This is a genomic window from Antarctobacter aquimaris (assembly GCF_900184945.1).
In the GTDB taxonomy this organism is placed as follows: Bacteria; Pseudomonadota; Alphaproteobacteria; order Rhodobacterales; family Rhodobacteraceae; genus Maliponia; species Maliponia aquimaris.
The window spans coordinates 457,553-482,197 of sequence record NZ_FXYF01000001.1; the positions used below are offsets into that span (position 1 = coordinate 457,553).

A 24,645-nucleotide genomic window follows, 5' to 3' on the forward strand; every position below is an offset into this window, starting at 1 on the left:
GGCATGACGCATGGATATTCACTTCGTTCCGGTCGCCTGCTGTATGTCGCCGCATGTGCCGAACGCGGGCCGATCCGGCAAGACCACGCGGGAGCTGGCGCGGGCCGGGTCAGACGAGGCGGCAGGAGACTGCGCCAAGCCCTTCGATCCAGCCATCGACGTCGGTGCCGGCGGGGAACCAGGCCAGGCCCGACACCGACCCGGTGATCACGATCTGGCCTTTCGCCAGCCCGCCGCAGTGGTCGCCGAGATTGTCCAGCAGCAGCGCGAGGTTCTTCAGCGCGGAGCCGCCGGGAACGGAGACCGGGCCGTCGACCACCGTGGTTTCGCCGCAGGTCAGGCGCGCGGTGGCTGTGCCGAAATCGCTGCCGTCCCAATCGTCCAGCGCCGGGCCGACGACCATCCCGTCGTTGATCTGCATGTCGGCCAGTTTCATCGCCGCGTTGTCATCCGCCCCGGTCAGCCGGGTGTCGACGATCTCGATCAACACGCAGGGTCGGAAGTGGCGCTGCGGGTTTGCCATCATGTCCGGCACGGGGTCCGTCAGCAGCTCCAGCCCGACCTCCAGTTCGATCCCCATCCGGCCGTTGACGGTCCGGGCGGCGCCGGAGCGGGCCACCTTGGCGGCGCTGATCGGGGCCATCATCGGCGCGCCCTCGGGCCGGGTGCCGACCTTGAAGCCGCCCACCGGGCCCAGCGTGGCCTGCACGCGGCGCTGGATCTCAAGCGCCTGCGCGTAGTCCGGGGCCTGGAGCGCGGCGGCATCGGCGCGGGTGCCGCTGCGGTGCGCCTCGATCAGGGCATCTGCAAAGGTCTGGGCAAGTGTCATCGGCGGTCCTTTCCGTGTCGTCGTTGCCCCTTGCGGGGGCGCGGTCCCGGCAACGGCCTGGCGCCTTGCCATCTTTGCCAAAGCCGCGCGCCTGTCCAGCGCGGCGTGCCCTCGCCCAGGCGATTTAGGGTTGCACCGTGGTCCCGCCCTGCCATCCTCGTCCCCATTCACAAGGGGGGGAGTTGAAGATGCGCCGGTTCTTTCTGATCGTCAGCCACGCGGCCTGTGTCGGGACAGGCTTTGCCCTTGGCATCTACCTCTTGCCGATCCTGACGGCCCCCGCCTCGCCCGATGCAGCGGAGTTGCAGCAGATGGCGCGGGATGCGACCTATACCGCGAGCTCTACCCGTGACCGGCGCGGCAGCGATTTCCTGCACTGGGGCGAGGGGATCGTCAGCCTGAGCGCCACCATGATCGTGCACGAGGGCAAGCTGGCCCCCGGACCCGACTACCGCATGTACCTCGTGCCCGCCTACGTCGAGCACGAGGACGAGTTCCTGCCGCTCAAGGCGTCCTCGGTCCAGGTCGGCGAGGTCAGGAGCTTTGGCGGCGCGGTGGTCAGGATCCCCGAGGGCGTGAACATCGAGGACTATACCACGGTGCTGATCTGGTGCGAGGCCTTTGGCGAGTTCATCACCTCGGCGCAGTACCGCTGAGGCGCGACCTCAGAGCGAGGCCGTGATCCCGCCGTCGACGTAGAGGATGTGCCCGTTGACAAAGCTCGACGCCTCGGACGACAGGAAGATGCAGGCACCCACCAGTTCCTCGACCTTGCCCCAGCGGCCGGCGGGGGTGCGTTTCTCCAGCCAGGCCGAAAACGCCGGGTCGTTGACCAGCGCGGCGTTCAGCGGGGTGTCGAAATAGCCCGGCGCGATGGCGTTGCATTGCAGGCCATGTTTTGCCCAGTCGGTCGCCATGCCCTTGGTCAGGTTGCCGACCGCGCCCTTGGTCGTGGTGTAGGGGGCGATGCCGGGGCGGGCCAGCGCGGTCTGCACCGAGGCGATGTTGATGATCTTGCCGCGCCCGCGCGAAATCATGTGCCGCGCGCAGGCCTGGCCGACGTGGAACACGCTGGCGACGTTGGTCTGGAGCAGCTTTTCGAACATCTCCGCCGGGAAATCCTCCAGCGGGGTGCGGTGCTGCATTCCGGCGTTGTTCACCAGGATGTCGATCGCGCCCTGCGTGGACTCAAAGCCGTCCACGGCGGCGCGCACGGCGTCATGGTCGGTGGCGTCGAACGGCAGTTCCGCCACCTCGTGCCCTTCGGCGCGCAGCGCGGCGGCGGCGTCGGCCAGCTTGGCGGTGTCGCGGCCGTTCAGCACGACCGCCGCGCCCGCCTGGGCGAGACCCCGCGCCAGCGCCAGGCCGATGCCCTGCGACGAGCCTGTGACCAGCGCGCGCCGGCCGGCGAGGGAAAAGAGCTGCATGGGGATCCTCCGACTGTCTTTTGTCCCCGATAGCGCGCTGATACGGTGCGCGATGTCAACCCGTCCGCCCCGACACGCCCACCGGGCCGCGGCGGGCCTTGCCAAGAGCGGCGCGAGGCTGTTTCTGGGGGCGGAACGAACGCGCGAAGGGCCGGACATGCCGACACAGCCGATATCATGGATCGCCGTGGACTGGGGCACGTCCAACCTGCGCGCATGGGCAATGTCCGGCGACGACCGTCCATTGCAGCGGTTCGAGTCCGATCGCGGCATGGGCCGGCTGACAAGGGCCGAGTTCGAGCCGGTGCTGCTGGAGCTGATCGGCGCGCACCTGCCCGAGAGGCCGGTCCCGGTCGTGGTCTGCGGCATGGCCGGCGCGCGGCAGGGCTGGGCCGAGGCGCCCTATGTCGCCGTGCCCTGCGCACCACCCGTCACCGGCGTGCGCGTGCCCACTGCCGATCCGCGCCTTGAGGTCACCATCCTGCCCGGCGTGCGGCAGGACCGCCCGGCCGACGTCATGCGCGGCGAAGAGACCCAGATCGGCGGCTTCCTGGCGCGGGAGTCGGGCTTTGACGGGGTGCTCTGCCTGCCCGGGACGCATACCAAGTGGGTGCACCTCAGCGCGCGCGAACTGGTGTCGTTCCGCACCTTCATGACCGGCGAGCTGTTCGCGCTGATCGGCGGCCAGTCAGTGCTGCGGCATTCGCTGGCGGGCGAGGGCTGGGACGAGGCCGCCTTTGCCGAGGCGGCGGCCGACACGCTGTCGCGCCCCGCGACGCTGGCCGGGGCGCTGTTCGGCCTGCGGGCGGACTCGCTGTTGCACGGGACCGGCCCGGCGGTCTGCCGGGCGCGGCTGTCCGGCCTGCTGATCGGCGCCGAACTGGCCGCCGCGCGGCCCTACTGGCTGGGCCAGCAGGTGGCGGTGCTGGGCGAGGGCGCGATGGCGCGCGCCTACCAGGCCGCGCTGGCCGCGCAGGGCGTCACCGCGCGCCTGTTGCCGACCGAGGACATCACGCTGGCCGGGCTGACCGCCGCCATGCGCCACATGAGGAACCACACATGACCCGAGAGATCATCGCCATCCTGCGCGGCCTGACCCCGCCCGAGGCCGAGCCGGTCGCCGAAGCCTTGCTGGAGGCCGGGATCACCCTGATCGAGGTGCCGCTGAATTCGCCGCAGCCGTTCGACAGCATCGGCCGCATGGTGCGCCATTGCGGCGCGCGCGCGGTGGTGGGCGCGGGGACGGTGCTGGACCCGGCCGACGTGGGCCGGTTGCAGCAGATCGGCGCGGGCATGGTGGTGTCGCCCGACTGCAACCCGCGCGTGATCGTGGCGGCGAAACAGGCCGGGATGCTCTCCTATCCCGGCGTCTTTACCGCGACCGAGGCCTTTACCGCGCTGCGCAACGGCGCGGACGGGCTGAAGTTCTTTCCTGCGTTCAAGCTGGGCCTCGACGGCTATGCGGCGCTCAAGGCGGTTCTGCCGTCAGAGGCCCGCACCTACGCGGTGGGCGGGGTCGGCCCCGAGGATTTCGCCGCCTGGCGCAAGGCGGGGATTACCGGCTTTGGCATCGGCTCGCAGCTGTACAAGCCAGGCCGCCCGGTGGCCGAGATCGCCGCCCGCGCGGCCGAGCTGGTCGCGGCCTGGGACATGGTCTGAGGCGCTGCAGCGCCTACATCACCCAGGTGTTCGGACCGTCCACATGAGGGAACCCGCCATGCGCCGTTGCACCTTTCCTGGCCTCCGGTCGTCCGCGCCCGCCTTCGGTCGGGTGGGCGCTACGCACGAAAGAGCCTGAGAGGCATGGCGCTGCCGCTGTCCGTCACCGGGTTGGAGGTCGCCGCGCCCAGGGGGCGGCGGCTGCTGTCCGTTGCGCGGCTGGAGGTGCCGGGCGGTGCGCTGGTGGGGGTGCGGGGGCCGTCGGGTGCGGGAAAGTCGACCTTTCTGCACGCGCTGAGCGGGCTGGTCGCGTTCCGGGGTGCGGTGCGCTGGGGCGGCACCGACCTTGGCGCGCTGTCGGCGGAGGGCCGCGCGGGGTTTCGGGCGGCGCGGATGGGCATGATCTTTCAGGACTTCCTGCTGTTCGACGAGCTTTCGCCGCTGGGCAATGCCGGGCTGGCCGCCCTGTTCGCGCCGCAGCGGGTGCGGGCCGACGTGCAGGCGCGCGCCGCCGCAAGCCTGGACCGCCTGAAGGTGCCGGAGGACCGGCGGGCGGTGGCCAGTTTTTCCGGCGGGGAACGGCAGCGGGTGGCGGTGGCCCGCGCGCTGGCCACCAACCCGTCGATCCTGCTGGCGGACGAGCCGACCGCCAGCCTTGACCGCCCCTCGGCCGACCGGCTGATCGAGGACCTGACCGCGCTGGTCCGCCAGACCGGCAAGACGCTGATCGCGGTCAGCCACGACAGCCACCTGCTGGACCGCATGGACCGCGTGCTGACCATCGAGGATGGCGTCCTGAGCGACGGAGGCACCACATGAGCGCGCTGTGGGACAGCCTGCCGGTGTTGGCGCAGGACCTGCTGGTTGCACTGGCGCTGCTGCTGCCGCTGCTGGTCATGGCGCTGGTGCTGCTGCGCGGGTTCCGGCCCTGGCCGCTGGTGGGCGCGCTGCTGTGGCGGTTCCGCTGGGCGAACCTGATGTTCGTGTTGCTGATCGCGGTGTCGACCGGCATGGGCATCGGCCTGATCGCGCAGGAGCGCGGCCTGCGTGTCGGCAGCGCGCAGGCGGCGGACAAGTTCGACCTGGTGGTGTCCGCGCCGGGGTCCGAGCTGACCATGATGCTGGCGGCGGTGTTCCTGCAACCCTCCGCCGTGCCGCTGCTGGACGGCGCCGCCTATGACCGGATCGCAAGTCATGAGCGGGTGCAGATTGCCGCGCCCATCGCCTTTGGCGACAGCTACGACGGTGCGCCGGTGGTCGGCACCATCGCCGATTTTGTGATCCACCTGTCGGACGGCCGGATCGAGGGGCGGCTGTTCCAGCGCTCGGGCGAGGCGGTGATCGGTGCGGCCATGGCGCTGGAGATCGGCGCGCGGTTCACCCCCGCCCACGGTACGGGCAGCGCGGCAGAGGACGACGCGCACGACGGGTTTCAGATCGAGGTGGTGGGCCGCATGGGACGCACCGGAACGCCCTGGGACCGGGCGATCCTGATCCCGCTCGAAACCGTCTGGGAGGTGCATGGCCTCGCCAATGGCCATCCCTTCGAGGACGGCGACCGGATCGGCCCGCCCTTTGACCCGGCGCTGTTTCCCGGCACCCCGGCGGTCATCGTCCGTGCGAATGAGCTCTGGGCCAACTACGCGCTGCGCGCCGAGTTCACCGAGGCGGGGCAAAGCATGGCGTTTTTCCCCGGCACGGTGCTGGCCGATCTCTACCGCGTCATGGGTGACGTGCGGCAGGCCATGCAGGTAATGTCGACCGTGACGCAGGGGTTGGTGGCGGCCTCGGTTCTGCTGGGGCTGTTCATCCTGTCGCGGCTGTTCCAACGGCAGCTGGCCATGCTGCGCGCGCTGGGCGCGCCGCGCCGTTTTGTCATGGCGGTGGTCTGGGGCTACGGCGTCGCGCTGCTGGCGGCGGGCACGGCGCTGGGGCTGGCGCTGGGCCTTGCCGCGGCGTCGGCGCTGTCGCGGATCGTGACCGCGCGGACCGACATCCTGGTCACCGCCACCATCACCTGGGACGAGGTCACGCTGGCGCTGGCCTTTTTGTCCTTCACCTCAATGCTGTCACTTGTCCCGGCGCTGGCCGTCCTGCTGCGCCCCATCGTGGAGAACCTGCAGAAATGAAACGACTGCTGTCCGCCCTGATCCTGTGTGCCGCGCCCGTGCTGGCGGAAGAGAGCGACCAGCGCCATGTCTTTGGCCTCGGCGGGCTGGAGATCCTGCATCCCTGGGCCAATGCCACCCGCCACGACCACGCGGCGCTGTTCATGGAGGTGCACAACGAGGGGGCGGAGGTGGTCGAGATCCTCGGCGCCCGCCTGCCGGAGGGTGCCGAGGGGCAGATTGTCGGCTTTCGCATGAAGGCGGGCGAGATGGGGTTCGATCCCCTCCCGGCGATCCCGGTGGCCCCCGGCGGGCACATCGACTTTGCCCCTGACGGGCTGGCCATCCGCTTTGACGGGCTGACCGCGCCGCTGGTCGAGGGCGGGCACTGGGACGTGATCCTGCGGACCTCGGCCGGGGACATCGCGCTGGAGGTGATGATCGAGCCGGAGGACGCCCGCGCCCACAGCCACGCCAACCACGCGCACTGACCCCGGGCGCATGGTCTGGATCTCCAGACTGGCATCGGCGAATTTCCGCCGTATTTTCCTGTCATCTGCTATTCTCATGTCCACGAACACCTGGAGATTAAGAAATGAAACGTTTGTTTGCGGGATTGATTGCGGTTCTGGCGCTTGGGTCGGCGGCGCAGGCCGGGTCGTGTGGCTATGCCAACTGCTGGGGCGCGGTCGGGATCGGGCCGCACGGCGCGGCGGGCTATTCGTTCAACTACAGCTCGGAGAACGGCGCGCTGAACCGCATGTATGCCGAATGTCCCAGCTGCAATTCGACCTACACCTTCGTGAACGCCTGCGGCGCCATCGCGCAGGCGGCGGACGGGGCCTGGGGCTCGGGCTGGGGCGATACACGGGAACTGGCCGAGTATTATGCCACCCAGACCTGCGCCCAGTACACGCGTTCGGGCGGGTGCCGCACGGCGGTCTGGGCCTGCTCGCGCTGATCCGGCGCGGGTTGTCGCGAGGTGTATGCATGCGGTATGCATGAAGCATGCCGAATGACACCGCCGCGCCGCCGAAAAAGACGCTCTGCCGGGAGGACCTGAGGGCCCGCATCCTGCGCGGTGACCTGGCGCCTGGGGCAGAGCTGGACGAAACCCGGCTGGCCGGCGACTATGGCCTGTCGCGCACGCCGCTGCGCGAGGTGTTCCGGGCGCTGGCCGGGCAGGGCTACCTGAGCCTGCAGTCAAACCGGGGCACGCGGGTGGCGGCACTGGACACAGAGGTCCTGCGCGGGTTGTTCCAGGCGGCGCCGCTGATCCTGGCCGGCACTGCGCGGCTTGCGGCGCAGAACCGCACGGCCGGGCAGATCGCGGCACTGAAATCCGTGCAACGGGCCCTGGCGCAGGCCATCGCGGCCGAGGATGCGCCGCGTGCCGCGCTGGAGGATCACGGGTTTCACACGCTGGTCGGCGAGATGGCCGGCAACGCCTACCTGGCGCAGGCGCTGGACCGGATGCTGGTCGATCTCACGCGACTGGGGCAGGGGCTGTACCGCCCCGAGACCAAGAAGGCGCGCAAGCTGCTGAAGAAGGCCCTGCAACAGCACGAGGCGCTGATTGTCGCCATCGAGTCGCAGGACCCCGAAGAGGCAGTCGCCGTGGCGCTGGCGCATTGGTCACTGTCGCAGGATGAGATCACCCGCGCGCTGACCCCCGACCCGGTACCGCACGACATCGCGCCGGTGCCGCAGGTCTGAGCGCGCCGCTCAGTCCGCGTCCTGTGCCGCGAGGTCCTGCAGGATCGGACAATCGGGCCGGTCGTCGCCGTGGCAGGCATGCACCAGCGAGGACAGTGTCGTCCGCATCCCCTGCAACTGGGCGATCTTTTCGTCGATCCGGGCCAGGTGTTCCTCGGCCACGCGCTTGACGTCGGCGCTGGCGCGGCGGTCGTCTTCGTAAAGCGCCAGCAGGACGCGGCAGTCCTCGATGGAAAAGCCCAGTGCGCGGGCGCGGGCGAGAAAGGCCAGTTTGTGCAGGTCGGTCTCGCGGAAGGCGCGATAGCCGTTGGCGTCGCGCGGCGGCCGCACCAGGCCGATTTCCTCGTAGTAGCGGATCGTCTTGGCGGGCAGGCCCGCGCGGTCGGCCACCTCTCCGATGTTCATGCGAGGGCCTCCTTCTGGGTGGCTGTGGCTTGGGCGGCGGGTTCGTCCAGCGAACCCTGCATCCCGCGCAGCCGCAGCGCGTTGGTCAGCACAAAGACCGAGGACAGCGCCATGGCCCCCGCCGCCAGCATCGGCGACAGCATCAGCCCGGTGACAGGGTAGAGCACCCCGGCGGCCACAGGGATCAGCGCCACGTTGTAGCCAAAGGCCCAGACCAGGTTTTGCCGGATGTTGCGCATCACGTTGCGGCTGACGTGCAGGGCATTGACCGCGCCCGCCACCGCGCCGGAGGACAGCACCACGTCGGCGCTTTCGATGGCGACATCGGTGCCGGTGCCGATGGCCAGGCCCACCTCGGCCTCGGCCAGGGCGGGGGCGTCGTTGATGCCGTCACCGACAAAGGCGACCGCGCCGAATTCCTCGCGCAGGTGGCGGACGGCATCGACCTTGCCTTCGGGCAGCACCTCGGCTTCGACGTGGTCGATGCCCAGTTCATCGGCGATGGCGCGGGCCACGGCACGCGAATCGCCCGAGATCATGGCCACCTGGACACCCGCCTGTTTCAGCGCCGCCACGGCGGCGCGCGCGCCCGGCTTGATCCGGTCGGCCACGGCAAAGGCGCCGGCCAGCTTCCCGTCGATGGCCACCACCACGGGGGTTTGTGCTGCGCGCTCCATCTCGGCCAGTGTGTCCGACAGCGCGGCCATGTCCAGCCCTTCACGCGCCAGAAAGCGGGCGTGCCCGACCAGCACCTTGCGCCCCTCGACCACCGCGCGCAGGCCGTTGCCGGGCACGGCCTCGACACTCTCGGCCGCAGGCACCTCACCTGCCGCCGCCTCCAGCGCGCGGGCGATCGGATGTTCGGAGCCTTGCTCGGCACTGGCGGCGATGCGTAGCACCTCATCAGCCACGAACCCAGGTGCTGCGACCGACCGCACCAAGGCGGGCTTGCCCTCGGTCAGCGTGCCGGTCTTGTCAAAGGCCATGACGCGCACGTCCTCCAGCCGTTGCAGCGCCTCGCCCTTGCGGAACAGCACGCCCAGTTCGGCGGCGCGGCCGGTGCCCACCATGATCGAGACCGGCGTCGCAAGGCCCATCGCGCAGGGGCAGGCGATGATCAGCACCGACACCCCGGCCACCAGCGCAAAGGTCAGCCCCGGCCCGAACACCAGCCAGGCCAGCACCGTCACCGCGGCAACCGCCAGCACCGCTGGCACGAACCACAACACCACCTTGTCCGCCAGCGCCTGGATCGGCAGTTTCGCGCCCTGCGCCTGTTCCACCAGCGCGACGATGCGCGCCAGCACGGTGTCGGCCCCCACGGCCTGCGCCTGAACACGCAGCGCGCCCGCGCCGTTCACCGTGCCGCCGATGACCTGCGCGCCCTCGGATTTCTCTACCGGCGCGGGTTCACCCGTCACCATGCTCTCCTCGACAAAGGAGCGGCCGGTCAGCACCACGCCATCGGTGGCGATGCGTTCACCGGGGCGTACCTGGAGGATGTCGCCCTTGCGCAGCTCGGCAAAGGCGACCTCGACGGTGCTGCCGTCGCGCTCCACGCGGGCCACCTCGGGGCGCAGGTCCAGCAGGTGGCGGATGGCCGCGCCGGTGCGGCCCTTGGCGCGCGCCTCCAGCCAGCGGCCGACGAGGATCAGCGTCACGATCACCGCTGCCGCCTCGAAATAGACGGCGCGGGCGCTGTCGGGCAACAGCGCGGGGGCAAACAGCGCGATGGTCGAATAGACCCAGGCCGCCAGCGTGCCGAGCGCCACCAGCGAGTTCATGTCCGGCGCGCCCTTGGCCAGCAGCGGCAGGCCGATGCGGAAGAACCGCCGCCCTGGCCCGATCAGCACCAGCGTCGTCAGCACGAACTGCACCGACCACCACAGGCCCTGGCCCAGCGTGGCCATGATCCAGTGATGCAGCGCCGGGACCAGGTGGCCGCCCATCTCGCCCAGGAATACCGGCAGGGTCAGCGCCCCGGCGATCAGCGCGTCACGGCGAAAGGCCGCGGCCTCGGCGGCCTGGCGTTCGCCTGCGTCCGGCGCGGCATCCCCCATCACCGGGGTCGCGGGATAGCCGGCCCCGGTGACGGTCTCGGCCAGCGCCTCGGGCGTCACGCTGCCCGACAGGATGCGCACATCGGCGCTCTGCGCGGTCAGGTTCACCCGCGCCTCCAGCACGCCGGGCACGGCGGCCAGCGCCTTTTCCACCCGGCCGACGCAGGAGGCGCAACTCATCCCTTCGATCTCCAGGCGGACACGCGATTCGGCGGCCGGATAGCCGGCGGTCTTCAGTGCCGATTGCAGCGCCTCGGCACCGACGCCGCTGTCGACCTGCGCGGTGCGAGTGGCAAGGTTGACGCTGGCCTCGGTCACGCCCTCGACAGCCTGCAAGGCACGTTGCGCCCGTCCGGCACAGCCGCCGCAGGTCATTCCGGTCACTTCGAAACGCATCTGAGTCATGAGTCTTCCCTCCTGGCCCTGCTGATATAGGGGTTCCAGTCACGGGAAGGTAAAGAGGCAATTCTGCGGCAGTTTGTGCCAGCGGCGTCCGCGTCAGTCGATCCCGGCCTCGCGCGCGATCTCGGCGCGCGACTTGCGGGCGCGCTCGGTGGCCGATTTCAGCTGTCCGCAGGCGGCCATGATGTCCTCGCCGCGCGGCGTGCGGATCGGCGAGGCATAGCCGGCCTTGTAGATGATGTCGGCGAATCGCTCGATCCGGCTCCAGTCGCTGCGCTGGTAGGGCGCGCCGGGCCATTCGTTGAACGGGATCAGGTTGATCTTGGCCGGGATGCCCTTGATCAGGTCGACCAGCCGCCGCGCATCGGCATCGCTGTCGTTCACGTCCTTCAACATCACGTATTCAAAGGTGATCCGCTCGGAGTTCGACAGCTTGGGATACTCGCGCAGCGTGTTCAGCAGCATCTCGATGTTCCAGCGCTTGTTGATCGGCACCAGCCTGTCGCGCACGTCGTCGGTGGTGGCGTGAAAGGACACCGCCAGCTGGCAGCCGATTTCCTCGGCGCAGCGGGTGATCTCCGGCACCACGCCCGAGGTGGACAGGGTGATGCGGCGGCGCGACAGGGCGATGCCCTCGCCGTCCATGGCGATCTTCATCGCGTCGCGCACGTTGTCAAAGTTGTAGAGCGGCTCGCCCATGCCCATCAGCACGATGTTGGACAAGAGGCGCGGACCATCGACGCCGGTGCCGGTGCCCGGTGCGGGCCATTCGCCCAGGTCGTCGCGCGCCAGCATGATCTGGCCGACGATCTCTCCGGACGTCAGGTTGCGCACCAGCTTCTGCGTGCCGGTGTGGCAGAACGAACAGGTCAGCGTGCAGCCCACCTGGGAGGAAATGCACAGCGTGCCGCGATCCTCCTCGGGGATGTAGACGATCTCGACCTCGTGCCCGCCGGCGATCCGCACCAGGTACTTGCGCGTGCCGTCGGCCGAGACCTGCCGCGTCACCACCTCGGGCAGCGCGATCACGAAGTGCTCGGCCAGCAGGGCGCGATAGGGTTTGGCCAGGTTGGTCATGGCGTCAAAGTCGCGCACGCCCCAGTGATAGAGCCACTGCCAGACCTGGTTGACCCGCATCTTGACCTGCTTTTCCGGCGTGCCGGCGGCCAGCAGCGCGTCGCGTAGCTGTGGCCGGGTCAGCCCGACAAGGTTGACCGGCCCCTCCGGCAGCTTGCGCGGAAGGGTCAAGAGATCCTGGGTGATGGGCGTTGTCGCGGTCATGCGAAAAGGCTCCTGTCTGGCGCGAAGCCCGCCTCATACAGGATTCGCGGCAAAAGCCAAAGGACCGAATGACATCCCGTCACGCGGCCCCCTGCTTCTTCTCTGTCCAAATACCCCAAAACGGCCGCAGGCCGTCCGATCCGCTCAGGAACAGCGCTTTTCGGCGTCCTCGATCGCGGCGGTGAAGCCCAGCAGCGAAAAGGTATCCTTGGTCTGGGTGCCACGGCTCGACACGGCGGTCAGCACGGCGTCGGCGCCGCGCTTCATCGCGTTGATCAGCTTGACGTCGTCCTGCGGTGTCGCCGGCCAGGCCCATTCGCCCTCGGTGTAGAGGTCGAATTCGGTGTCGCCGATCGCCACCTTGACGGTCGACCCCTTGGCAAAGGGATAGCCGCCGGTGAACGCCAGCTGGCCCATCACGCCCGCCTCGGGACGGTAGAAGACCATCAGCAGGATCTCGCCCCGCGTCACGGCGACCACGCGGCCGTCCTTGGTGTTCACGCTTTCCTTGTAGGTCGTCACCGCCCAGCATTCGCGCGGGCTTGCCTCTTCGAAAACCGACCAGTCCGTCATGGCGTCCACGCGCGCGGTGCTGCTATCCTGCGCGCCCGCAACAGACGCCCCGAGCACAAGCGCCAGCGCGCCCAAACCCCGACCCAGACATGACATCATTCCAGCAGCCTCCAGCTGTCTCTACCCCAAGTGCCCGACGTCCGGGGCATGTCCCGATGCCCTTGACGCCTTATGGGCTTTTTGTCTCGACGGCGGGACAATAGCCTGAAAAAACCGGGGGCGAAAAGCCCCGGTGGCAGATTATCGCTCAAGCTTTGGAGAGGGCAGGCATGACGGCAGTTCCCATGGTCGAAATCCACCGCGGTCCGGTGGTCGAAAGTGTCCATTCGGGGCATGCGGTGATCTGTGACGGTACGGGTCGGATCGTGCAGTCCTGGGGCGATCCGCAGGCCGTGGTGCTGCCGCGCAGCTCGGCCAAGATGATCCAGGCGCTGCCGCTGGTGGCCTCCGGTGCCGCGCGCGCGGCGGGGTTGGACGCCGGGCGGCTGGCGCTGGCCTGCGCCTCGCACCAGGGCGCGCCGGTACACGCCAGCATGGTGCGCACCTGGCTGGCCGAGATCGGCCGGAGCGAGGGTGATCTGTGCTGCGGGCCGCAACCCTCGCGCGACAAGGACCTGCGCCTGGCGATGATCCGCGACCGCGAGTGGCCGGGCCGCGTGCTGAACAATTGCTCGGGCAAACACACGGGATTCCTGACATTGGCGCGGCACCTCGGCGCAGGACCGGACTATGTCGACCCGGCGCACCCGGTGCAGCTGGCCTGCCGCGCGGCCTTCGAGGAGGTCACCGGCGAGGCCAGCCCGGGCTTTGGCATCGACGGCTGTTCGGCGCCCAATTTCGCCACCACGATGGCCGGCATGGCCCGCGCGATGGGGTTTTTCGCGACGGCGCAGGGCCGGTCCGACGTGCAGTCGCGCGCGGCGGCGGTGCTGGTGGCGGCGATGATCGGACACCCGTTGCTGGTGGCCGGCGAAGGGCGCGCCTGCACGCTGCTGATGCGCGCGGCGCAGGAGCCGGTGGCGCTGAAGACCGGGGCCGAGGGGTATTTCGTCGCGATCCTGCCGCAACGCGGGATGGGCATTGCGCTGAAGATCGCCGACGGGGCGACGCGGGCCGCCGAATGCGCCATCGCGGCGCTGCTGGTGCGGCTGGGGGTGCTGGATCCGGCGCATCCGGACGTGGCGCGGTTTCTCAACCCGCCGATTCGCAATTGGGACGGGCTGGTGACCGGCGAGATCCGCCCGGTGGCCGGACTGGCTGGATAGCGGGCAGGGGGCTCTGCCCCCGTCTCTCTGCGGTCGACTCCCCCGAGGGTATTTGGAAAACCAAAGAAGCAAGGGGGCGCGCTGACGGTCAGGCCGTGGCGAAGTCGGTTTTCGCGACGCCTTGCAGGTAGAGCAGGGCGGTGAGGTCGCCGTGGTTGACCCGCAGCGCGCATTGCGCCTGCACGCTGGGTTTGGCGTGCAGCGCCACGCCCATGCCGGCGCGGCCCAGCATGCCGAGGTCGTTGGCGCCATCCCCCACGGCGATCACGTCCGCTTCGGTGATGCCCTGCTGCCGGGTGATTTCCTCAAGCGCCTGCACCTTGGCCTCGCGGCCGAGGATCGGGCGGGCGACCTCGCCGGTCAGCTTTGCATTTTCGATCAGCAGGGTGTTGGCGCGGTTCTCGTCAAAGCCGAGCAGGGCCGAAACGCGCGCGGTGAAGGCGGTGAAGCCGCCGGAGACCAGGGTGCACCAGGCGCCTTCGCGCTTCATCGTGGCGATCAGTTCGGGGCCGCCGGGCATCAGGGTGATGCGTTCGGCCACGACTTGGTCGATCACCGTGTCGGGCAGGCCCTTGAGCAGGCTGACGCGTTCGATCAGCGCGCCTTCGAAGTCCAGCTCGCCGTTCATGGCGCGGGCGGTGATCTCCTTGACCCTTGCGCCGACGCCGGCGACATCGGCCAGTTCGTCGATGCATTCCTGCTGGATCATGGTGCTGTCCATGTCGGCCAGCAGCATCTTCTTGCGGCGGTTGGCCGCGGGCAGCAGGTTCAGGTCCGCCCGGTCGGCGATGGAGGCGCGGATCTCCTCGAGGTGCGCGGGGGCGGTGTCGAGCGGGAATTCCGCCGCCTCGTCCGGGGCGAGCCAGGTGACGGTGCCGCCGCCCAGCGCGTTGCGCAGGCTGTCGGCGAGCGCGGGGTCGAGGTGGCCGGGCTGGGCGATGAGCGAGGCGATGAGCATGGGCGGGCCCTCCTGTTGGCGGGGCGCTTTTGGCATGGCGTGGCGGGCTTGGCCAGTGGGGAAGGGGGCGCTGCCCCCGTCTCCCTTCGGTCGACTCCCCCGGGAGTATTTTCACAGAGAAGAAGCCCGGGGATCGGTCAGGCAAAGGCGCCCTGGCAGAACCAGCCGGGCGAGGTGTCGCCGCCGTGGGCGTAGAACAGCCAGAGCCGTTCGCCCCGGTCGGTGTCGAGGCGCCAGTAGTCGCGCGGGCCGGAGCGCCAGTCGGGATCGTCGAGCCACCATTCCGGGGCGATGCGTTCCGGGCCGGTCTGGCCGGTGGTGTGCCAGTCGCGCCCGCGCCAGCGGAAGCGGGCGGGCGGGTCGTGGCTGTCGGCGGCGGTGACCGGTTCGGGCCGCCACAGGACCAGCGGGCGCGGCGCGGGGGGCGCGGGCCAGTCATGCGCCGGTTCGGACCAGGCGGCGGCGAGGGTTTGTGCCGCTTTTTCAGGGATATGGCTGTCGGCGGGGTGGCGGCGGGTGATCGCCTCCATCCCCAGCCGCGCACCGAGGCGGCCGACCAGGTCCTCGAGCGCGGCGCCGCCTTGCAGGCGGCGGCTGCCGTGCTGCGCGGCCTCGAGATGGCCGGCGCGGGTGCGGGCGTGCCGGGGTTCGTGGTGCAGCGCCTCCAGCCGCAGCATGTCGATGCCGGGGCCGGCGTCGATGCCGGGCAGTTTCAGCCGGATCAGCGGCGTCAGGCGGTGCGGCTGATCCGTCGCCGTGGCGCTGGTGACGGTCTGCCATTGCATGAGGTGGTCGCAGCGGTGCGCCTCGATGCGCAGGGTGCGGGCGCCGCGGCCGCGTGCCTTGAGCGTCTCGCAGAGCCTGCCGGTCATGCGTGCGAGCGCCTCGGCCACGTCGTCCTCGAGCCCGATGGGATCGGGGAAGGACATGCGGATGGCAAAGCGTTCGGGCGGCGGGGTGGGCGAGACCGGCTCGGGCGCGGCGCCGGTGGCCTGGTCGAGGCGGTCGACGAGGGCGCGGCCGAAGCGGCGGGCGAGCGGGGCGCGCGGCTGGCCGAGCAGGTCGCCGATGCGGCGCAACCCGAGGCGGGCCAGCTCCTGCGCGGTCTGCGGATCGAGCCGCAGCGCCGCGACGGGCAGCGGCGAAAGCGCGGTCCAGGTCTGGCCGGGGGGCGCGATGCAGGGCTGGGCCGCCGGGCCGGCGGCGGTGCCGGGGGCCGCGCCGCCGCGTTCCCAGTGTCGCCGCTTGCCCGCCTTGGCGCGGGTGGCGGGGGCCTCCTGTTCGATCGCGTCGCCGCTGCGTCCGCCCTGCGGCGTGTCCTGCCGCGAGAACCGCGCCAGCGCCCAGGCCGCGCCCAGCGTGTCGGCGATGCCGAGCCGGACGGACAGCCCGAGATCGGCGCAGTCCTGCGTCACCTGGTCGGCCAATTTCGCTTCTCCGCCAAAGAGATGCGCGCAGCCGGTCAGGTCGATCACCAGCCCGTCGGGCAGGTCCGCCGCGACCCAGGGCGAGAATTTGCCCGCCCAGCGGTGCAGCGCGCCGAGAAAGGCGTCCTCGCGGTGCGGCTGCGCGGCGCGGGTCAGGAGACCGGCGCACATGGCGTGGGCGTCGCGCAGCGGCTGGCCGCGGTGCAGCCCGGCCTGTGCGGCGCGCAGCGACAGCGAGGCCAGCACCTGTGCCGGGCCGTCCTGCGCCACGGTGGCGAAGGGCACGTCGGCCAGGTGCGGTTCGGCCCGGATGAGCCGTTCCGCGCCGAGGCGGGGAAACCAGAGCGAGAGGATTCGGCGGGTGGGCATGAGGGTCAGCGGCAGCTTGTTCGCTTTTTGTTCTAGTTCGGACGAGGGGCGGAGTCGAGTCCGCAGGGCCCCTGTTCCTGCGGGCCGCTTCGGGGCAGGATGGGGCGGAGAGACAGGGGAGGGATGCGATGTTCACCTATGCACCGGGCGATGACGTGGGGCCGCTGGAGCCCTGGCCGCTGGACAACCCGGCCAGCGCCTACGCGATCCGCAAGGGCGATCCGCGCACCTCCGGCCGGATCGACGCGGGGGGTGCGGGGCATCCGACGCGGCACGGCATGTGGCGCTGCACGGCGGGCGCGCTGGACTGCACCGAGCAGGGCGACGAGCTGATGGTGGTGCTGGCGGGCCGGGGGCGGGTGATCGACCATGCCAGCGGGCAAGTCACGGAACTGAGGCCGGGGGTGAGCCACTTTCTGCGCGACGGCGCGCGGGTGACCTGGGAGATCGACGCCGACCTGACCAAGGTGTTCTTTGGCCACAAGCCGGGCGGCTACTGAGCGGCGTGAACGGGGCGCGCGGTGGGGTTCCGGGGCGTGCGGTCACAACGCAACACAAGATGCAGTGGGTGCGCGGGGCGCGACCCACAAGGCGCGGGCCGGGTGGGCACAGGCGGTCGCCGGGGCGAATCGTACCAAAGGTACGTTTTGACCTGTGTTTCAGGTCAAAACGTACAAGTCGCGGCGCGGGTCCTGGCGCAAAACGCCGCCGGAGCGGGAAAAGCTGATTAACGGGCGCTTTTGCCGCGGGGGAGGCGGGGCCTGCCGGGACGGTCCACGGCCCTGTCAGAGCCGCCTGCGACCGGGTCCGGGCCGGAGCGGGGGGCAGGAGGGCAGGGCGCGCCAGGGGGGACTGCATGGGATACGATTACGACCGCCTCTATCGGTCGACGCGGGAGGCGCTCGGGGCGCCGACACGGGTGTTCGTGGACTTCTTTGCCAGGCAGGCAGGAGGCCGGTTGCGGGTGCTGGATGTCGGCTGTGGCCAGGGGCGCGACGCGCTGTTCATCGGCCGCGCCGGTCACAGCGTCCTGGGCATCGACCTGGCGCCGTGCGGCATTCGCGATCTCGATGCCGCGGCCCGGGCGGAAGGTCTGGACGTCCTGGGCATCGTCGCCGACATCACCAGAGACCTGCCGGAAGAGCGCTTTGACGTCGTGCTGGCCGACCGGACGCTGCACATGCTGGGTGATGCGGTGCGCCCGGTCGTGCTGGGCAAGCTGCTGGACCAGGTTGTGCCGGGCGGGTGGTGTCTGATCGCCGACGAACCGCGCAACATCGCCGGGTTCCGGCGCGTCGCCGCCGGGCGGGGCGCGGCATGGCAGGTGGAGACGGCGCGCAAGGGCCACCTGTTCCTGCGCAGGCTGCCGTCCTGACGCCGCCGACCGGCCGGTGCCGGAGCGGAGCGCGATCAGGCGAATCCCGGCTCCTTGTTCAGCACGAGGAAGGTCATCATGCCCATGGGCGGCAGCACCCGGTTTTCGGCGGTGCTCAGTTTCGGGTGTTGCAGCACGGCGTCGATCTCGAAATCCGAATGCCAGCCGAGGATATCGGAAAAGGGGGCAAAGAACCGTTCGACCCGGGCCAGGAACCCGGTTTCGCGGGCGAAATGGTTGGTGATCACGATCTTGCCGCCGGGTTTGCAGACCCGCGCCATTTCGGCCATCACGCGTTCCGGTTCAGGGACGACGGAGAGGATGTGCATCGCGGCGACGGTGTCGAAATGGTCGTCCGGGAAATCGAGGTTGCGGGCATCCATCTGCCTCAGGTCCGTGACGTGGCGCAGCCCGAGGCGCGCGACCTTTTCCTGCGCCTTGCCCAGCATCTCTTGGCTGAAGTCGATGCCGGTGACGCGCAGGTCCGGGCGGTAGTGGCGCAGGGCAAGCCCGGTGCCGACGCCGACCTCGAGCACGGACGTGCCGCCCTGGCTGTTGATGTAGTCGACCGTGGCGCGGCGCCCGACCTTTGTGACCGCGCCAAAGCTGAAGTCGTAGACCGGCGCCCACCTGGTGTAGGAGGTCTTGATCTTTTCGGGTTCCAAGCTGTCAGCCTCCGGCCTTGTTGGACTTGCGTGTGGTGATGAAGGCCCAGATCAGGCTGCCGATGTAGGCAAAGGTCACGACGGCCAGTGTCGCCCAGAGATATGTCAGCAACGCGACAGCCATGAGCACCACCCCGAGCAGGACGTAGCCGGCGTTGCGGCGGTCGATCGAGATCTTCTTGAACGAATAGGTCGGCAGGCGGCTGATCATCATCAGGCCGATCAGGCAGATGTGTGCGGCGATGATCGCCGGCGGGGCCAGCGGCAGATCGGAGAACACGAAGGAGACCACCATGGGCAACATCACCAGCACGGCGCCTGCCGGCGAGGGCACGCCGACGAAGTAGTCGGTTCCCAGGCGTTCGGTGTCGGCCCGGCTGTCGACGTTGAAGCGCGCCAGCCGCAGGACGCAGCAGATGGTGTAGCTGAGCACCGCGATCCAGCCCGCGCCCGAGAAATCGCGCAGCGCCCAGTGGTACATGATCAGGACCGGGGCGACGCCGAAATTCAGGAAATCGGCCAGCGAGTCGAGCTCTGCGCCGATCTGCGATTCGGTCTTCATCAGCCGCGCCAGCCTGCCGTCCAGCCCGTCGAGCACGCAGGCCGCCAGGATGAGCTGCACGGCCAGTTCGAAGTTGCCTTCAAAGCCAAAGCGGATCGCCGAGAGCCCGGCGCAGATGGCCGAGACGGTCAGCAGGTTCGGCAACAGCTGAAAGACGTTGATCTGCCGTTTCCTGTCGGGCTGAGGGTTGGACATGGCTCAGTCTGTCCGTCCGGGCCGGGCGGCTTCGTGCGAGGCGAGGTCGGCCAGGACCGTTTCGCCGGCGACCATGGTCTGGCCCAGCGCAACCAGCGGCGCCACGCCGTCCGGCAGGTAGACGTCCAGCCGCGAGCCGAAGCGGATCAGGCCGAACCGTTCGCCGGTCTGCACGGCATCGCCCTGGGTGCCGAAGCAGACGATGCGCCGCGCCACCAGCCCGGCGATCTGGACCACGGCGATCTGCCGCCCGTCGGCCATGTCGATGCACAGGCTGTTGCGTTCGTTGTCGGCGCTGGCCTTGTCAAGCGAGGCGTTGAAGAACTTGCCCGGACGGTAGGCGATGGCCGAGATCCGGCCCGCCACGGGCGCGCGGTTCACGTGGCAGTTGAACACGTTCATGAAGACGCTGACACGTGTCAGGGGCAAGTCGGCCATGCCCAGTTCCGGCGGCGGCACGGCCTGTTCGATCAGCGACACGATGCCGTCGGCGGGGCTGACGATCAGCCCGTCGCGGATGGGGGTCACGCGTTTCGGATCGCGGAAGAAGTAGTAGCACCAGACGGTCAGGCCGACGCCGATCCAGCCCAGGATGGGGGTGATCATGAACAGGGCGACCGTGGCGAGCGCGAAGATGGCGACGAACCGCCGCCCTTCCGGGTGCATCGGTTTGAGGAAGGTGTCGCGCATTCTCATCGGGGGGGCCGCTTTTCCTGTAGGAATGGTCGGTTCCTAGCGCAACACCGGCAGGGACCACAACACGATATGGCGGGTGGGGGCGGCCGGGCGTCCGGCGCGGGTGGCCGTTTCGTTGCGAATTGGCGCGATTTCTGGTAGTCTGCTGGCGTGCTTTCCCGTCCACAGGAGGCCCGACATGTTCAGAAAAATTGCCCTGGCGCTGGGCCTCTTGCTTGCCGCGCCTGCCGCCATTGCCGCCCCGGTCGGGATCGACGGGTTCGATCCGGTGATCACCCTGGGGTTCAACCCGCAGCCCGAACCGCCCCCCTTTGCCTTTGTCCTGGACCAGCAGGTCAACCCGTTCGACGTGGTGGCACAGGTTTCGGGGATTTCGCCCACGCCGTTCCAGCCGGCCGGCACGCCCGGGGTTTCGCCGCAGCCGTTCCTGCTGTCGCTGGGCGTCAGCGAGGGGCTGCTTGTCCCGCCGGACCCGATCAGGCCGGTGTCGAACATGTTCGAGGTGCTGCTGCGCACCGGCGGCGAGACGCTGACGCTGTCCTTTACGCTGTTTTTCCCGGACGGGACGCCGATGCGGTCCACGGTCGCCTCGCAGAGTGCCGACCCGCTGTCGCTGGACGCGGTCTTCAACCTGGAAAACGCCGGGATCGCGGGGTCTCCTGACGCCGTGGCGGTCAGGATGCAGGTGCTGAGGAACGGCGCGCCGCTTGCGCTTGCCGCGGTGCCGCTGCCGGCGCCGGCGCTGTTGCTGCTGGCCGCGCTCGGCCTGCTGGGCCTGCTGCGGCGCAGGTCCTGAGGCGGGACTGCGCCCCGGCGCGGTGCTGCCCGACCTTGCACCGCCCCCCCGATTGTCGCAGTCTCCCGCCAAAGCATTCCACGGGAGGGACAGGACATGCGCACACGGGCCGCGGTGGCATTGGAGGCGGGCAAGCCGCTGGAAGTCATGGAAGTGAACCTCGAAGGGCCGAAGGCCGGCGAGGTCCTGGTCGAAATCAAGGCGACCGGCATCTGCCATACCGATGAATTCACCCTGTCGGGCGCCGACCCCGAGGGGCTGTTCCCGGCGATCCTGGGCCACGAGGGCGCGGGCGTCGTGCTGGAGGTCGGGCCGGGCGTGACCAGCCTGAAGCCGGGGGATCACGTGATCCCGCTGTATACCCCCGAGTGCCGGCAGTGCGAATACTGCCTCAACCCCAAGACGAACCTCTGCCAGGCGATCCGCACCACGCAGGGCAAGGGTTTGATGCCGGACGGCACCTCGCGCTTTTCCATGCTCGATGGCACGCCGATCCTGCATTACATGGGCTGTTCGACCTTTTCGAACCACACGGTGCTGCCGGAGATCGCGCTGGCCAAGATCAACCCCGAGGCACCCTTCGACAAGGTCTGTTACATCGGCTGCGGTGTCACCACCGGGATCGGTGCCGTCATCAACACCGCCAAGGTCGAGATCGGGTCGCGCGCCATCGTCTTTGGCCTGGGCGGGATCGGGCTGAACGTGTTGCAGGGGCTGCGGCTGGCGGGGGCCGACCAGATCGTCGGCGTCGACCTGAACAACGACAAGAAGGCCATGGCCGAGCATTTCGGCATGACCGATTTCGTCAACCCGTCCGAGGTGGAGGGCGACCTGGTGGCCCACCTGGTGAACCTGACCAAGGGCGGGGCGGACTACACATTCGACGCCACCGGCAACGTCAAGGTGATGCGCACCGCGCTGGAGGCCGCGCACAAGGGCTGGGGCGAGTCGATCATCATCGGCGTCGCACCTGCGGGGGCCGAGATCGCCACCCGTCCGTTCCAGCTGGTCACCGGGCGGGTGTGGAAGGGCACGGCATTCGGCGGCGCGCGCGGCCGGACCGATGTGCCCAAGATCGTCGACTGGTACATGGACGGCAAGATCGAGATCGACCCGATGATCACGCACACGCTGACGCTGGACGAGATCAACAAGGGGTTCGACCTGATGCACGCGGGCGAATCGATCCGGTCGGTCGTGGTGTACTGATCTGGGCGGTGGGGTAAAACCCCACCCTACGGGGATCGCGCTGGTGTGTGCCTGGGATCGTGACGGTGGGGTGAAACCCCACCCTACTGTTCCGAGTCTGACGCATGTTACCTTCTTCCTCTGATTTCATCGAGTGCGTTCAGGGCGCGGCGTTCTCGGGTTAGGATATCGTCAGCCGTTTTGGTCCAGACGAAAGGTTTCGGTTTTGCGTTGTGCAGCAGCAGGTAGTCGTAGATGGCGCTCTCCAGATCGTCGACGCTGGTATAGCTGCCGCGCCGGATGCGCTTCGAGGTGATCTCGGCAAAGAACCGTTCGACCAGGTTCAGCCATGACGCGCTGGTGGGTGTAAAGTGCAACTTGAAGCGCGGGTGCTTCTCCAGCCAGGCCTTGACGTCAGGCGTCTTGTGGGTGGCGTAGTTGTCGAGGATCAGGTGCACTTCGCGCTTCCCCGGCACGGCCCGGTCGATGCGGCGGAGGAACTTCAGGAACTCCTTCGCCCGGTGGCGCGGCATGCAGTCGCCTATCACCATGCCCGATTTCATGTCGAGCGCGGCGAACAGCGTGGTCGTGCCATGGCGCTTGTAGTCGTGGGTCATGGTGGCCGCGCGGCCCTTCTTGAGCGGCAGTCCCGGCTGGGTCCGATCAAGGGCCTGGATCTGGGATTTTTCGTCGACGCAGAGCACCACCGCCCGCTCTGGAGAGTCGAGGTAAAGCCCGACGATATCGGTGACCTTCTCTTCGAACATCGGATCGTTGGAGACCTTGAAGCCCTTCGTCAGGTGCGGCTTCAGACCCGCCTCGGCCCATATGCGGCCCACGCTCGACGGCGAGATGCCCATGGCCTCGGCCATGGTAGAGCGGCTCCATTGGGTGGCGTTGGGCGGGCTCTCCTGCACCGTCTTCGCGATCACCTTGAGCCGCGTTTCCCGAGGCAGCGGCGGCACCCGCGACGGCCGGGTCTTGTCGCGCTTGAGCCCGGCCACCCCTTCGTCAAGGTAGCGCTCCTGCCAGCGCCAGACGGTCGGCTTCGACGTGTTCGCGCGCCGCATGATTTCGAAGGTCCCATAGCCGTCCGCCGTCGCCAGCACGATTTCGGCCCGCCAGACCAGCTTTCGCGGTGTGTTACGATCGATGACCAGGGCTTCAAGCTGTGCACGGTCAGCGGGGCTCAGATACAGGCAGATGTCATCGCGTCTCATGACCCGACAATGGCATGCCAGACCACAGATGGGAATCTTGCGTCAGGTGGAGAACACTAGGCTTTAGAGGCGGAATCTGCTACCTTGGAGTCCCTAACTGATCTGATTACGAGGGTAAAATGCAAAGTTTCAAGGCTTTCGCCGCTTTAGGTGCCACGCTATTTCTCTTTTCAGGCAATGCATTTGCGTCACCCAAGTTGATTGCATTTACAGGCAATGATGTGCCAGCGGCATCAAAGATGTGCGCCACATTTGAGGCGCACCGTGACGACCAGCCAATTATATTGGCTCAGCAAATTTGCAGCGTGTGCTGGCAAAACTGCCGGGATAATTGCTACAACAGCACGACCTCAACTGTTCAGTATCAGACTTGTGTAAGCCAGTGCTATACCATAAGCTGTAGTAACTGCCAAAATTAAAACTGACTCGCCGACACTATTGCGAAAATTCTACAAATTCCTTGTTGAAACTGAACGGCTCGGAGTGAAAAACTTTTCTCCGCGTCGTGTCTTCAAAGTCGTGATAAAAAACGCTCAATACTGCGTCAGGATCTCGTTGAATTAGGAATTCCCAATCCTCTGGAAGCAGCGCGTCAAAGGCAATATCTCTTGGCTCATTAGGCCGGAGCAATATGAAATCGCTCACGCCAGCCACATTTACATTGCTTGATATCGTTCGTAGTTCCAAACCTGCCTGCGTTAGCGAGATCTCTCCATAGGTTCGAATTGGGACAGGTCGTTCTGATCGTGAAACGACCGATGCCCACACCGTCAGTGTCTGTTCGCCTGAGACCATCGGTTCGCTGAAGGCATTCTGCGGCAATATCAATAACTTGCTCTCATCATAGGATGAGAATGCCGCTTTCTTCCTGACCTCGATATAGCTTGTACCCTCTGAGATCGTGACTTCGATACCTTCGTCTTCTGCGATCTCGTGCTCTCTCCCATTGAATATTAACGCGGCATCTCGTCCAAGCCACGATGGAGGAAGATTGTCGAAAACGACAATACCTCTTCCATTGACTGCCTTAGAAACAGTTGTAGCGTCGAGAATAAGAGTTAACTCCGCATCAATCTCAGGTATATTATTTCGACTGCCAACGTACATGACAATTTGTAGCTTTGTAGATTCACTGTTTCGAATAAATAGCTCGTAAATACCTCCACCCGCCACGACCACTACAAGCCCGACAATTGCACCTCCGAGGCGGACGTTTATGCCATACGGCTCCCCGGCAAGTTCTCCCGTGCTTGTAAGTATCCCAAAGCATGACAAGGCTACAAAAACGCCTGAGATGATATACAAAACAAATATGACGGGGCCTTGGAAACCAAACTGAAGCACACCCGAAGCAAGTAATATAGTGAGCCCTGCGACTACTACGAGCAGCAAGGCGGATAGTGCCAAGATCAATTTGCTATGGTTCATATTTAGCCTTCCTGCAAAAGAAGGAGGGGCGTCAGTTCAGC

At 67.9% G+C, this 24,645-nt stretch carries 26 protein-coding genes; 13 read left to right on the forward strand and 13 right to left on the reverse strand.

From position 1 onward, the window contains the following. Positions 1–109: 109 nt before the first annotated feature. Complete coding sequence (locus MAA8898_RS02055) at positions 110–829, reverse strand: hydratase (RefSeq protein WP_094019289.1); 720 nt, start codon at positions 827–829, stop codon at positions 110–112. Positions 830–1,017: 188 nt separating this feature from the next. On the opposite strand from MAA8898_RS02055, the gene MAA8898_RS02060 reads away from it, so the two are divergent. Next, positions 1,018–1,485, forward strand: a complete 468-nt coding sequence (locus MAA8898_RS02060; protein ID WP_094019469.1) for a DM13 domain-containing protein — start codon at positions 1,018–1,020, stop codon at positions 1,483–1,485. 9 nt (positions 1,486–1,494) lie between these two features. Here MAA8898_RS02060 and MAA8898_RS02065 read toward each other — a convergent pair whose 3' ends face one another. Continuing rightward, the gene (locus MAA8898_RS02065) at positions 1,495–2,256 is read right to left on the reverse strand and encodes an SDR family oxidoreductase (protein WP_217900474.1); all 762 of its coding nucleotides are present in this window, start codon (positions 2,254–2,256) and stop codon (positions 1,495–1,497) included. Between the two features lie 157 nt (positions 2,257–2,413). Here MAA8898_RS02065 and MAA8898_RS02070 point away from each other — a divergent pair, with 157 nt between their 5' ends. The 7 genes from MAA8898_RS02070 (at position 2,414) to MAA8898_RS02100 (ending at position 7,739) form a co-directional block, all read left to right on the forward strand. Further along, positions 2,414–3,319, forward strand: a complete 906-nt coding sequence (locus MAA8898_RS02070; protein WP_094019290.1) for a 2-dehydro-3-deoxygalactonokinase — start codon at positions 2,414–2,416, stop codon at positions 3,317–3,319. Next, positions 3,316–3,915 (forward strand): 2-dehydro-3-deoxy-6-phosphogalactonate aldolase, encoded by a 600-nt coding sequence (locus MAA8898_RS02075; protein WP_094019291.1) that lies wholly within the window; start codon positions 3,316–3,318, stop codon positions 3,913–3,915. Before MAA8898_RS02070 ends, MAA8898_RS02075 begins: the two co-directional genes overlap by 4 nt. A gap of 144 nt (positions 3,916–4,059) precedes the next feature. Next, positions 4,060–4,734, forward strand: a complete 675-nt coding sequence (locus tag MAA8898_RS02080) for an ABC transporter ATP-binding protein (RefSeq protein WP_094019292.1) — start codon at positions 4,060–4,062, stop codon at positions 4,732–4,734. Beyond that, the gene (locus MAA8898_RS02085; protein WP_094019293.1) at positions 4,731–6,044 is read left to right on the forward strand and encodes an FtsX-like permease family protein; all 1,314 of its coding nucleotides are present in this window, start codon (positions 4,731–4,733) and stop codon (positions 6,042–6,044) included. The genes MAA8898_RS02080 and MAA8898_RS02085 overlap by 4 nt, the downstream gene beginning before the upstream one ends. After that, positions 6,041–6,514, forward strand: coding sequence for a copper chaperone PCu(A)C (locus MAA8898_RS02090; RefSeq protein ID WP_094019294.1), 474 nt, complete (start codon positions 6,041–6,043; stop codon positions 6,512–6,514). Before MAA8898_RS02085 ends, MAA8898_RS02090 begins: the two co-directional genes overlap by 4 nt. A gap of 104 nt (positions 6,515–6,618) precedes the next feature. Then, on the forward strand, positions 6,619–6,984 hold the full coding sequence (locus MAA8898_RS02095) for a DUF4189 domain-containing protein (RefSeq protein WP_094019295.1): 366 nt from the start codon (positions 6,619–6,621) through the stop codon (positions 6,982–6,984). Positions 6,985–7,031: 47 nt separating this feature from the next. Then, entirely contained in the window at positions 7,032–7,739 is a 708-nt protein-coding gene (locus MAA8898_RS02100) for a GntR family transcriptional regulator (protein WP_094019296.1), read from the forward strand. Positions 7,740–7,748: 9 nt separating this feature from the next. Here the strand turns inward: MAA8898_RS02100 and cueR are convergent, their stop codons facing one another. From cueR to MAA8898_RS02120, 4 genes are all read right to left on the reverse strand, one after another. Further along, the gene (cueR, locus tag MAA8898_RS02105; protein ID WP_094019297.1) at positions 7,749–8,144 is read right to left on the reverse strand and encodes a Cu(I)-responsive transcriptional regulator; all 396 of its coding nucleotides are present in this window, start codon (positions 8,142–8,144) and stop codon (positions 7,749–7,751) included. Further along, positions 8,141–10,609, reverse strand: a complete 2,469-nt coding sequence (locus MAA8898_RS02110; protein ID WP_094019298.1) for a heavy metal translocating P-type ATPase — start codon at positions 10,607–10,609, stop codon at positions 8,141–8,143. Before MAA8898_RS02110 ends, cueR begins: the two co-directional genes overlap by 4 nt. Before the next feature lie 93 nt (positions 10,610–10,702). Next, positions 10,703–11,887 (reverse strand): dual-specificity RNA methyltransferase RlmN, encoded by a 1,185-nt coding sequence (gene rlmN / locus MAA8898_RS02115; RefSeq protein WP_094019299.1) that lies wholly within the window; start codon positions 11,885–11,887, stop codon positions 10,703–10,705. A gap of 144 nt (positions 11,888–12,031) precedes the next feature. Beyond that, positions 12,032–12,559 (reverse strand): invasion associated locus B family protein, encoded by a 528-nt coding sequence (locus MAA8898_RS02120; RefSeq protein ID WP_094019300.1) that lies wholly within the window; start codon positions 12,557–12,559, stop codon positions 12,032–12,034. Positions 12,560–12,729: 170 nt separating this feature from the next. Between MAA8898_RS02120 and MAA8898_RS02125 the strand changes: the two genes are divergently transcribed. Then, complete coding sequence (locus tag MAA8898_RS02125) at positions 12,730–13,725, forward strand: asparaginase (protein WP_245853213.1); 996 nt, start codon at positions 12,730–12,732, stop codon at positions 13,723–13,725. Positions 13,726–13,813: 88 nt separating this feature from the next. Here the strand turns inward: MAA8898_RS02125 and serB are convergent, their stop codons facing one another. Continuing rightward, positions 13,814–14,683 carry a phosphoserine phosphatase SerB gene (serB, locus tag MAA8898_RS02130; RefSeq protein ID WP_094019302.1) on the reverse strand — a complete coding sequence of 290 codons (870 nt, stop codon included), beginning with the start codon at positions 14,681–14,683 and terminating at the stop codon, positions 13,814–13,816. 137 nt (positions 14,684–14,820) lie between these two features. Next, positions 14,821–16,479 carry a Y-family DNA polymerase gene (locus MAA8898_RS02135; protein WP_094019303.1) on the reverse strand — a complete coding sequence of 553 codons (1,659 nt, stop codon included), beginning with the start codon at positions 16,477–16,479 and terminating at the stop codon, positions 14,821–14,823. A 128-nt stretch (positions 16,480–16,607) separates the two neighbouring features. Here MAA8898_RS02135 and MAA8898_RS02140 point away from each other — a divergent pair, with 128 nt between their 5' ends. Beyond that, entirely contained in the window at positions 16,608–16,979 is a 372-nt protein-coding gene (locus MAA8898_RS02140; protein WP_094019304.1) for a cupin domain-containing protein, read from the forward strand. Between the two features lie 356 nt (positions 16,980–17,335). After that, complete coding sequence (locus tag MAA8898_RS02145; protein ID WP_094019305.1) at positions 17,336–17,854, forward strand: class I SAM-dependent methyltransferase; 519 nt, start codon at positions 17,336–17,338, stop codon at positions 17,852–17,854. Positions 17,855–17,889: 35 nt separating this feature from the next. Here the strand turns inward: MAA8898_RS02145 and MAA8898_RS02150 are convergent, their stop codons facing one another. The 3 genes from MAA8898_RS02150 to MAA8898_RS02160 are packed head-to-tail and all read right to left on the reverse strand — an operon-like array spanning position 17,890 to position 19,972. After that, a complete protein-coding gene (locus MAA8898_RS02150) occupies positions 17,890–18,519 on the reverse strand; it encodes a class I SAM-dependent methyltransferase (protein ID WP_094019306.1) in 630 nt (209 codons plus the stop codon). Between the two features lie 4 nt (positions 18,520–18,523). After that, positions 18,524–19,276, reverse strand: coding sequence for a CDP-diacylglycerol--serine O-phosphatidyltransferase (gene pssA, locus MAA8898_RS02155; RefSeq protein ID WP_094019307.1), 753 nt, complete (start codon positions 19,274–19,276; stop codon positions 18,524–18,526). A 3-nt stretch (positions 19,277–19,279) separates the two neighbouring features. Continuing rightward, on the reverse strand, positions 19,280–19,972 hold the full coding sequence (locus tag MAA8898_RS02160) for a phosphatidylserine decarboxylase (protein WP_094019308.1): 693 nt from the start codon (positions 19,970–19,972) through the stop codon (positions 19,280–19,282). Positions 19,973–20,150: 178 nt separating this feature from the next. Between MAA8898_RS02160 and MAA8898_RS02165 the strand changes: the two genes are divergently transcribed. Continuing rightward, positions 20,151–20,768 (forward strand): hypothetical protein, encoded by a 618-nt coding sequence (locus MAA8898_RS02165; protein ID WP_094019309.1) that lies wholly within the window; start codon positions 20,151–20,153, stop codon positions 20,766–20,768. Positions 20,769–20,864: 96 nt separating this feature from the next. Continuing rightward, positions 20,865–21,977 carry an S-(hydroxymethyl)glutathione dehydrogenase/class III alcohol dehydrogenase gene (locus tag MAA8898_RS02170; RefSeq protein WP_094019310.1) on the forward strand — a complete coding sequence of 371 codons (1,113 nt, stop codon included), beginning with the start codon at positions 20,865–20,867 and terminating at the stop codon, positions 21,975–21,977. 107 nt (positions 21,978–22,084) lie between these two features. Here MAA8898_RS02170 and MAA8898_RS02175 read toward each other — a convergent pair whose 3' ends face one another. Together MAA8898_RS02175 and MAA8898_RS25660 are read right to left on the reverse strand one after the other, a co-directional pair. Beyond that, positions 22,085–23,176 carry an IS630 family transposase gene (locus MAA8898_RS02175; protein WP_094019311.1) on the reverse strand — a complete coding sequence of 364 codons (1,092 nt, stop codon included), beginning with the start codon at positions 23,174–23,176 and terminating at the stop codon, positions 22,085–22,087. A 435-nt stretch (positions 23,177–23,611) separates the two neighbouring features. Continuing rightward, positions 23,612–24,568, reverse strand: a complete 957-nt coding sequence (locus tag MAA8898_RS25660; RefSeq protein ID WP_141194770.1) for a hypothetical protein — start codon at positions 24,566–24,568, stop codon at positions 23,612–23,614. Positions 24,569–24,645: the final 77 nt, after the last annotated feature.

Bases quoted from the DNA above. Each gene is read 5' to 3' on its own strand.
- MAA8898_RS02090 (WP_094019294.1), top strand. From the start codon at position 6,041: ATGAAACGACTGCTGTCCGCCCTGATCCTGTGTGCCGCGCCCGTGCTG.
- MAA8898_RS02170 (WP_094019310.1), top strand. From the start codon at position 20,865: ATGCGCACACGGGCCGCGGTGGCATTGGAGGCGGGCAAGCCGCTGGAA.
- MAA8898_RS02140 (WP_094019304.1), top strand. From the start codon at position 16,608: ATGTTCACCTATGCACCGGGCGATGACGTGGGGCCGCTGGAGCCCTGG.
- MAA8898_RS02055 (WP_094019289.1), bottom strand. From the start codon at position 829: ATGACACTTGCCCAGACCTTTGCAGATGCCCTGATCGAGGCGCACCGC.
- MAA8898_RS02075 (WP_094019291.1), top strand. From the start codon at position 3,316: ATGACCCGAGAGATCATCGCCATCCTGCGCGGCCTGACCCCGCCCGAG.
- MAA8898_RS02065 (WP_217900474.1), bottom strand. From the start codon at position 2,256: ATGCAGCTCTTTTCCCTCGCCGGCCGGCGCGCGCTGGTCACAGGCTCG.
- MAA8898_RS02165 (WP_094019309.1), top strand. From the start codon at position 20,151: ATGTTCAGAAAAATTGCCCTGGCGCTGGGCCTCTTGCTTGCCGCGCCT.
- MAA8898_RS02135 (WP_094019303.1), bottom strand. From the start codon at position 16,479: ATGCCCACCCGCCGAATCCTCTCGCTCTGGTTTCCCCGCCTCGGCGCG.
- cueR (WP_094019297.1), bottom strand. From the start codon at position 8,144: ATGAACATCGGAGAGGTGGCCGACCGCGCGGGCCTGCCCGCCAAGACG.
- MAA8898_RS02160 (WP_094019308.1), bottom strand. From the start codon at position 19,972: ATGAGAATGCGCGACACCTTCCTCAAACCGATGCACCCGGAAGGGCGG.
- rlmN (WP_094019299.1), bottom strand. From the start codon at position 11,887: ATGACCGCGACAACGCCCATCACCCAGGATCTCTTGACCCTTCCGCGC.
- MAA8898_RS02100 (WP_094019296.1), top strand. From the start codon at position 7,032: ATGCCGAATGACACCGCCGCGCCGCCGAAAAAGACGCTCTGCCGGGAG.
- MAA8898_RS02175 (WP_094019311.1), bottom strand. From the start codon at position 23,176: ATGAGACGCGATGACATCTGCCTGTATCTGAGCCCCGCTGACCGTGCA.
- MAA8898_RS02085 (WP_094019293.1), top strand. From the start codon at position 4,731: ATGAGCGCGCTGTGGGACAGCCTGCCGGTGTTGGCGCAGGACCTGCTG.
- MAA8898_RS02120 (WP_094019300.1), bottom strand. From the start codon at position 12,559: ATGATGTCATGTCTGGGTCGGGGTTTGGGCGCGCTGGCGCTTGTGCTC.
- pssA (WP_094019307.1), bottom strand. From the start codon at position 19,276: ATGTCCAACCCTCAGCCCGACAGGAAACGGCAGATCAACGTCTTTCAG.
- MAA8898_RS02080 (WP_094019292.1), top strand. From the start codon at position 4,060: ATGGCGCTGCCGCTGTCCGTCACCGGGTTGGAGGTCGCCGCGCCCAGG.
- serB (WP_094019302.1), bottom strand. From the start codon at position 14,683: ATGCTCATCGCCTCGCTCATCGCCCAGCCCGGCCACCTCGACCCCGCG.
- MAA8898_RS02145 (WP_094019305.1), top strand. From the start codon at position 17,336: ATGGGATACGATTACGACCGCCTCTATCGGTCGACGCGGGAGGCGCTC.
- MAA8898_RS02125 (WP_245853213.1), top strand. From the start codon at position 12,730: ATGACGGCAGTTCCCATGGTCGAAATCCACCGCGGTCCGGTGGTCGAA.
- MAA8898_RS02070 (WP_094019290.1), top strand. From the start codon at position 2,414: ATGCCGACACAGCCGATATCATGGATCGCCGTGGACTGGGGCACGTCC.
- MAA8898_RS02095 (WP_094019295.1), top strand. From the start codon at position 6,619: ATGAAACGTTTGTTTGCGGGATTGATTGCGGTTCTGGCGCTTGGGTCG.
- MAA8898_RS02110 (WP_094019298.1), bottom strand. From the start codon at position 10,609: ATGACTCAGATGCGTTTCGAAGTGACCGGAATGACCTGCGGCGGCTGT.
- MAA8898_RS02060 (WP_094019469.1), top strand. From the start codon at position 1,018: ATGCGCCGGTTCTTTCTGATCGTCAGCCACGCGGCCTGTGTCGGGACA.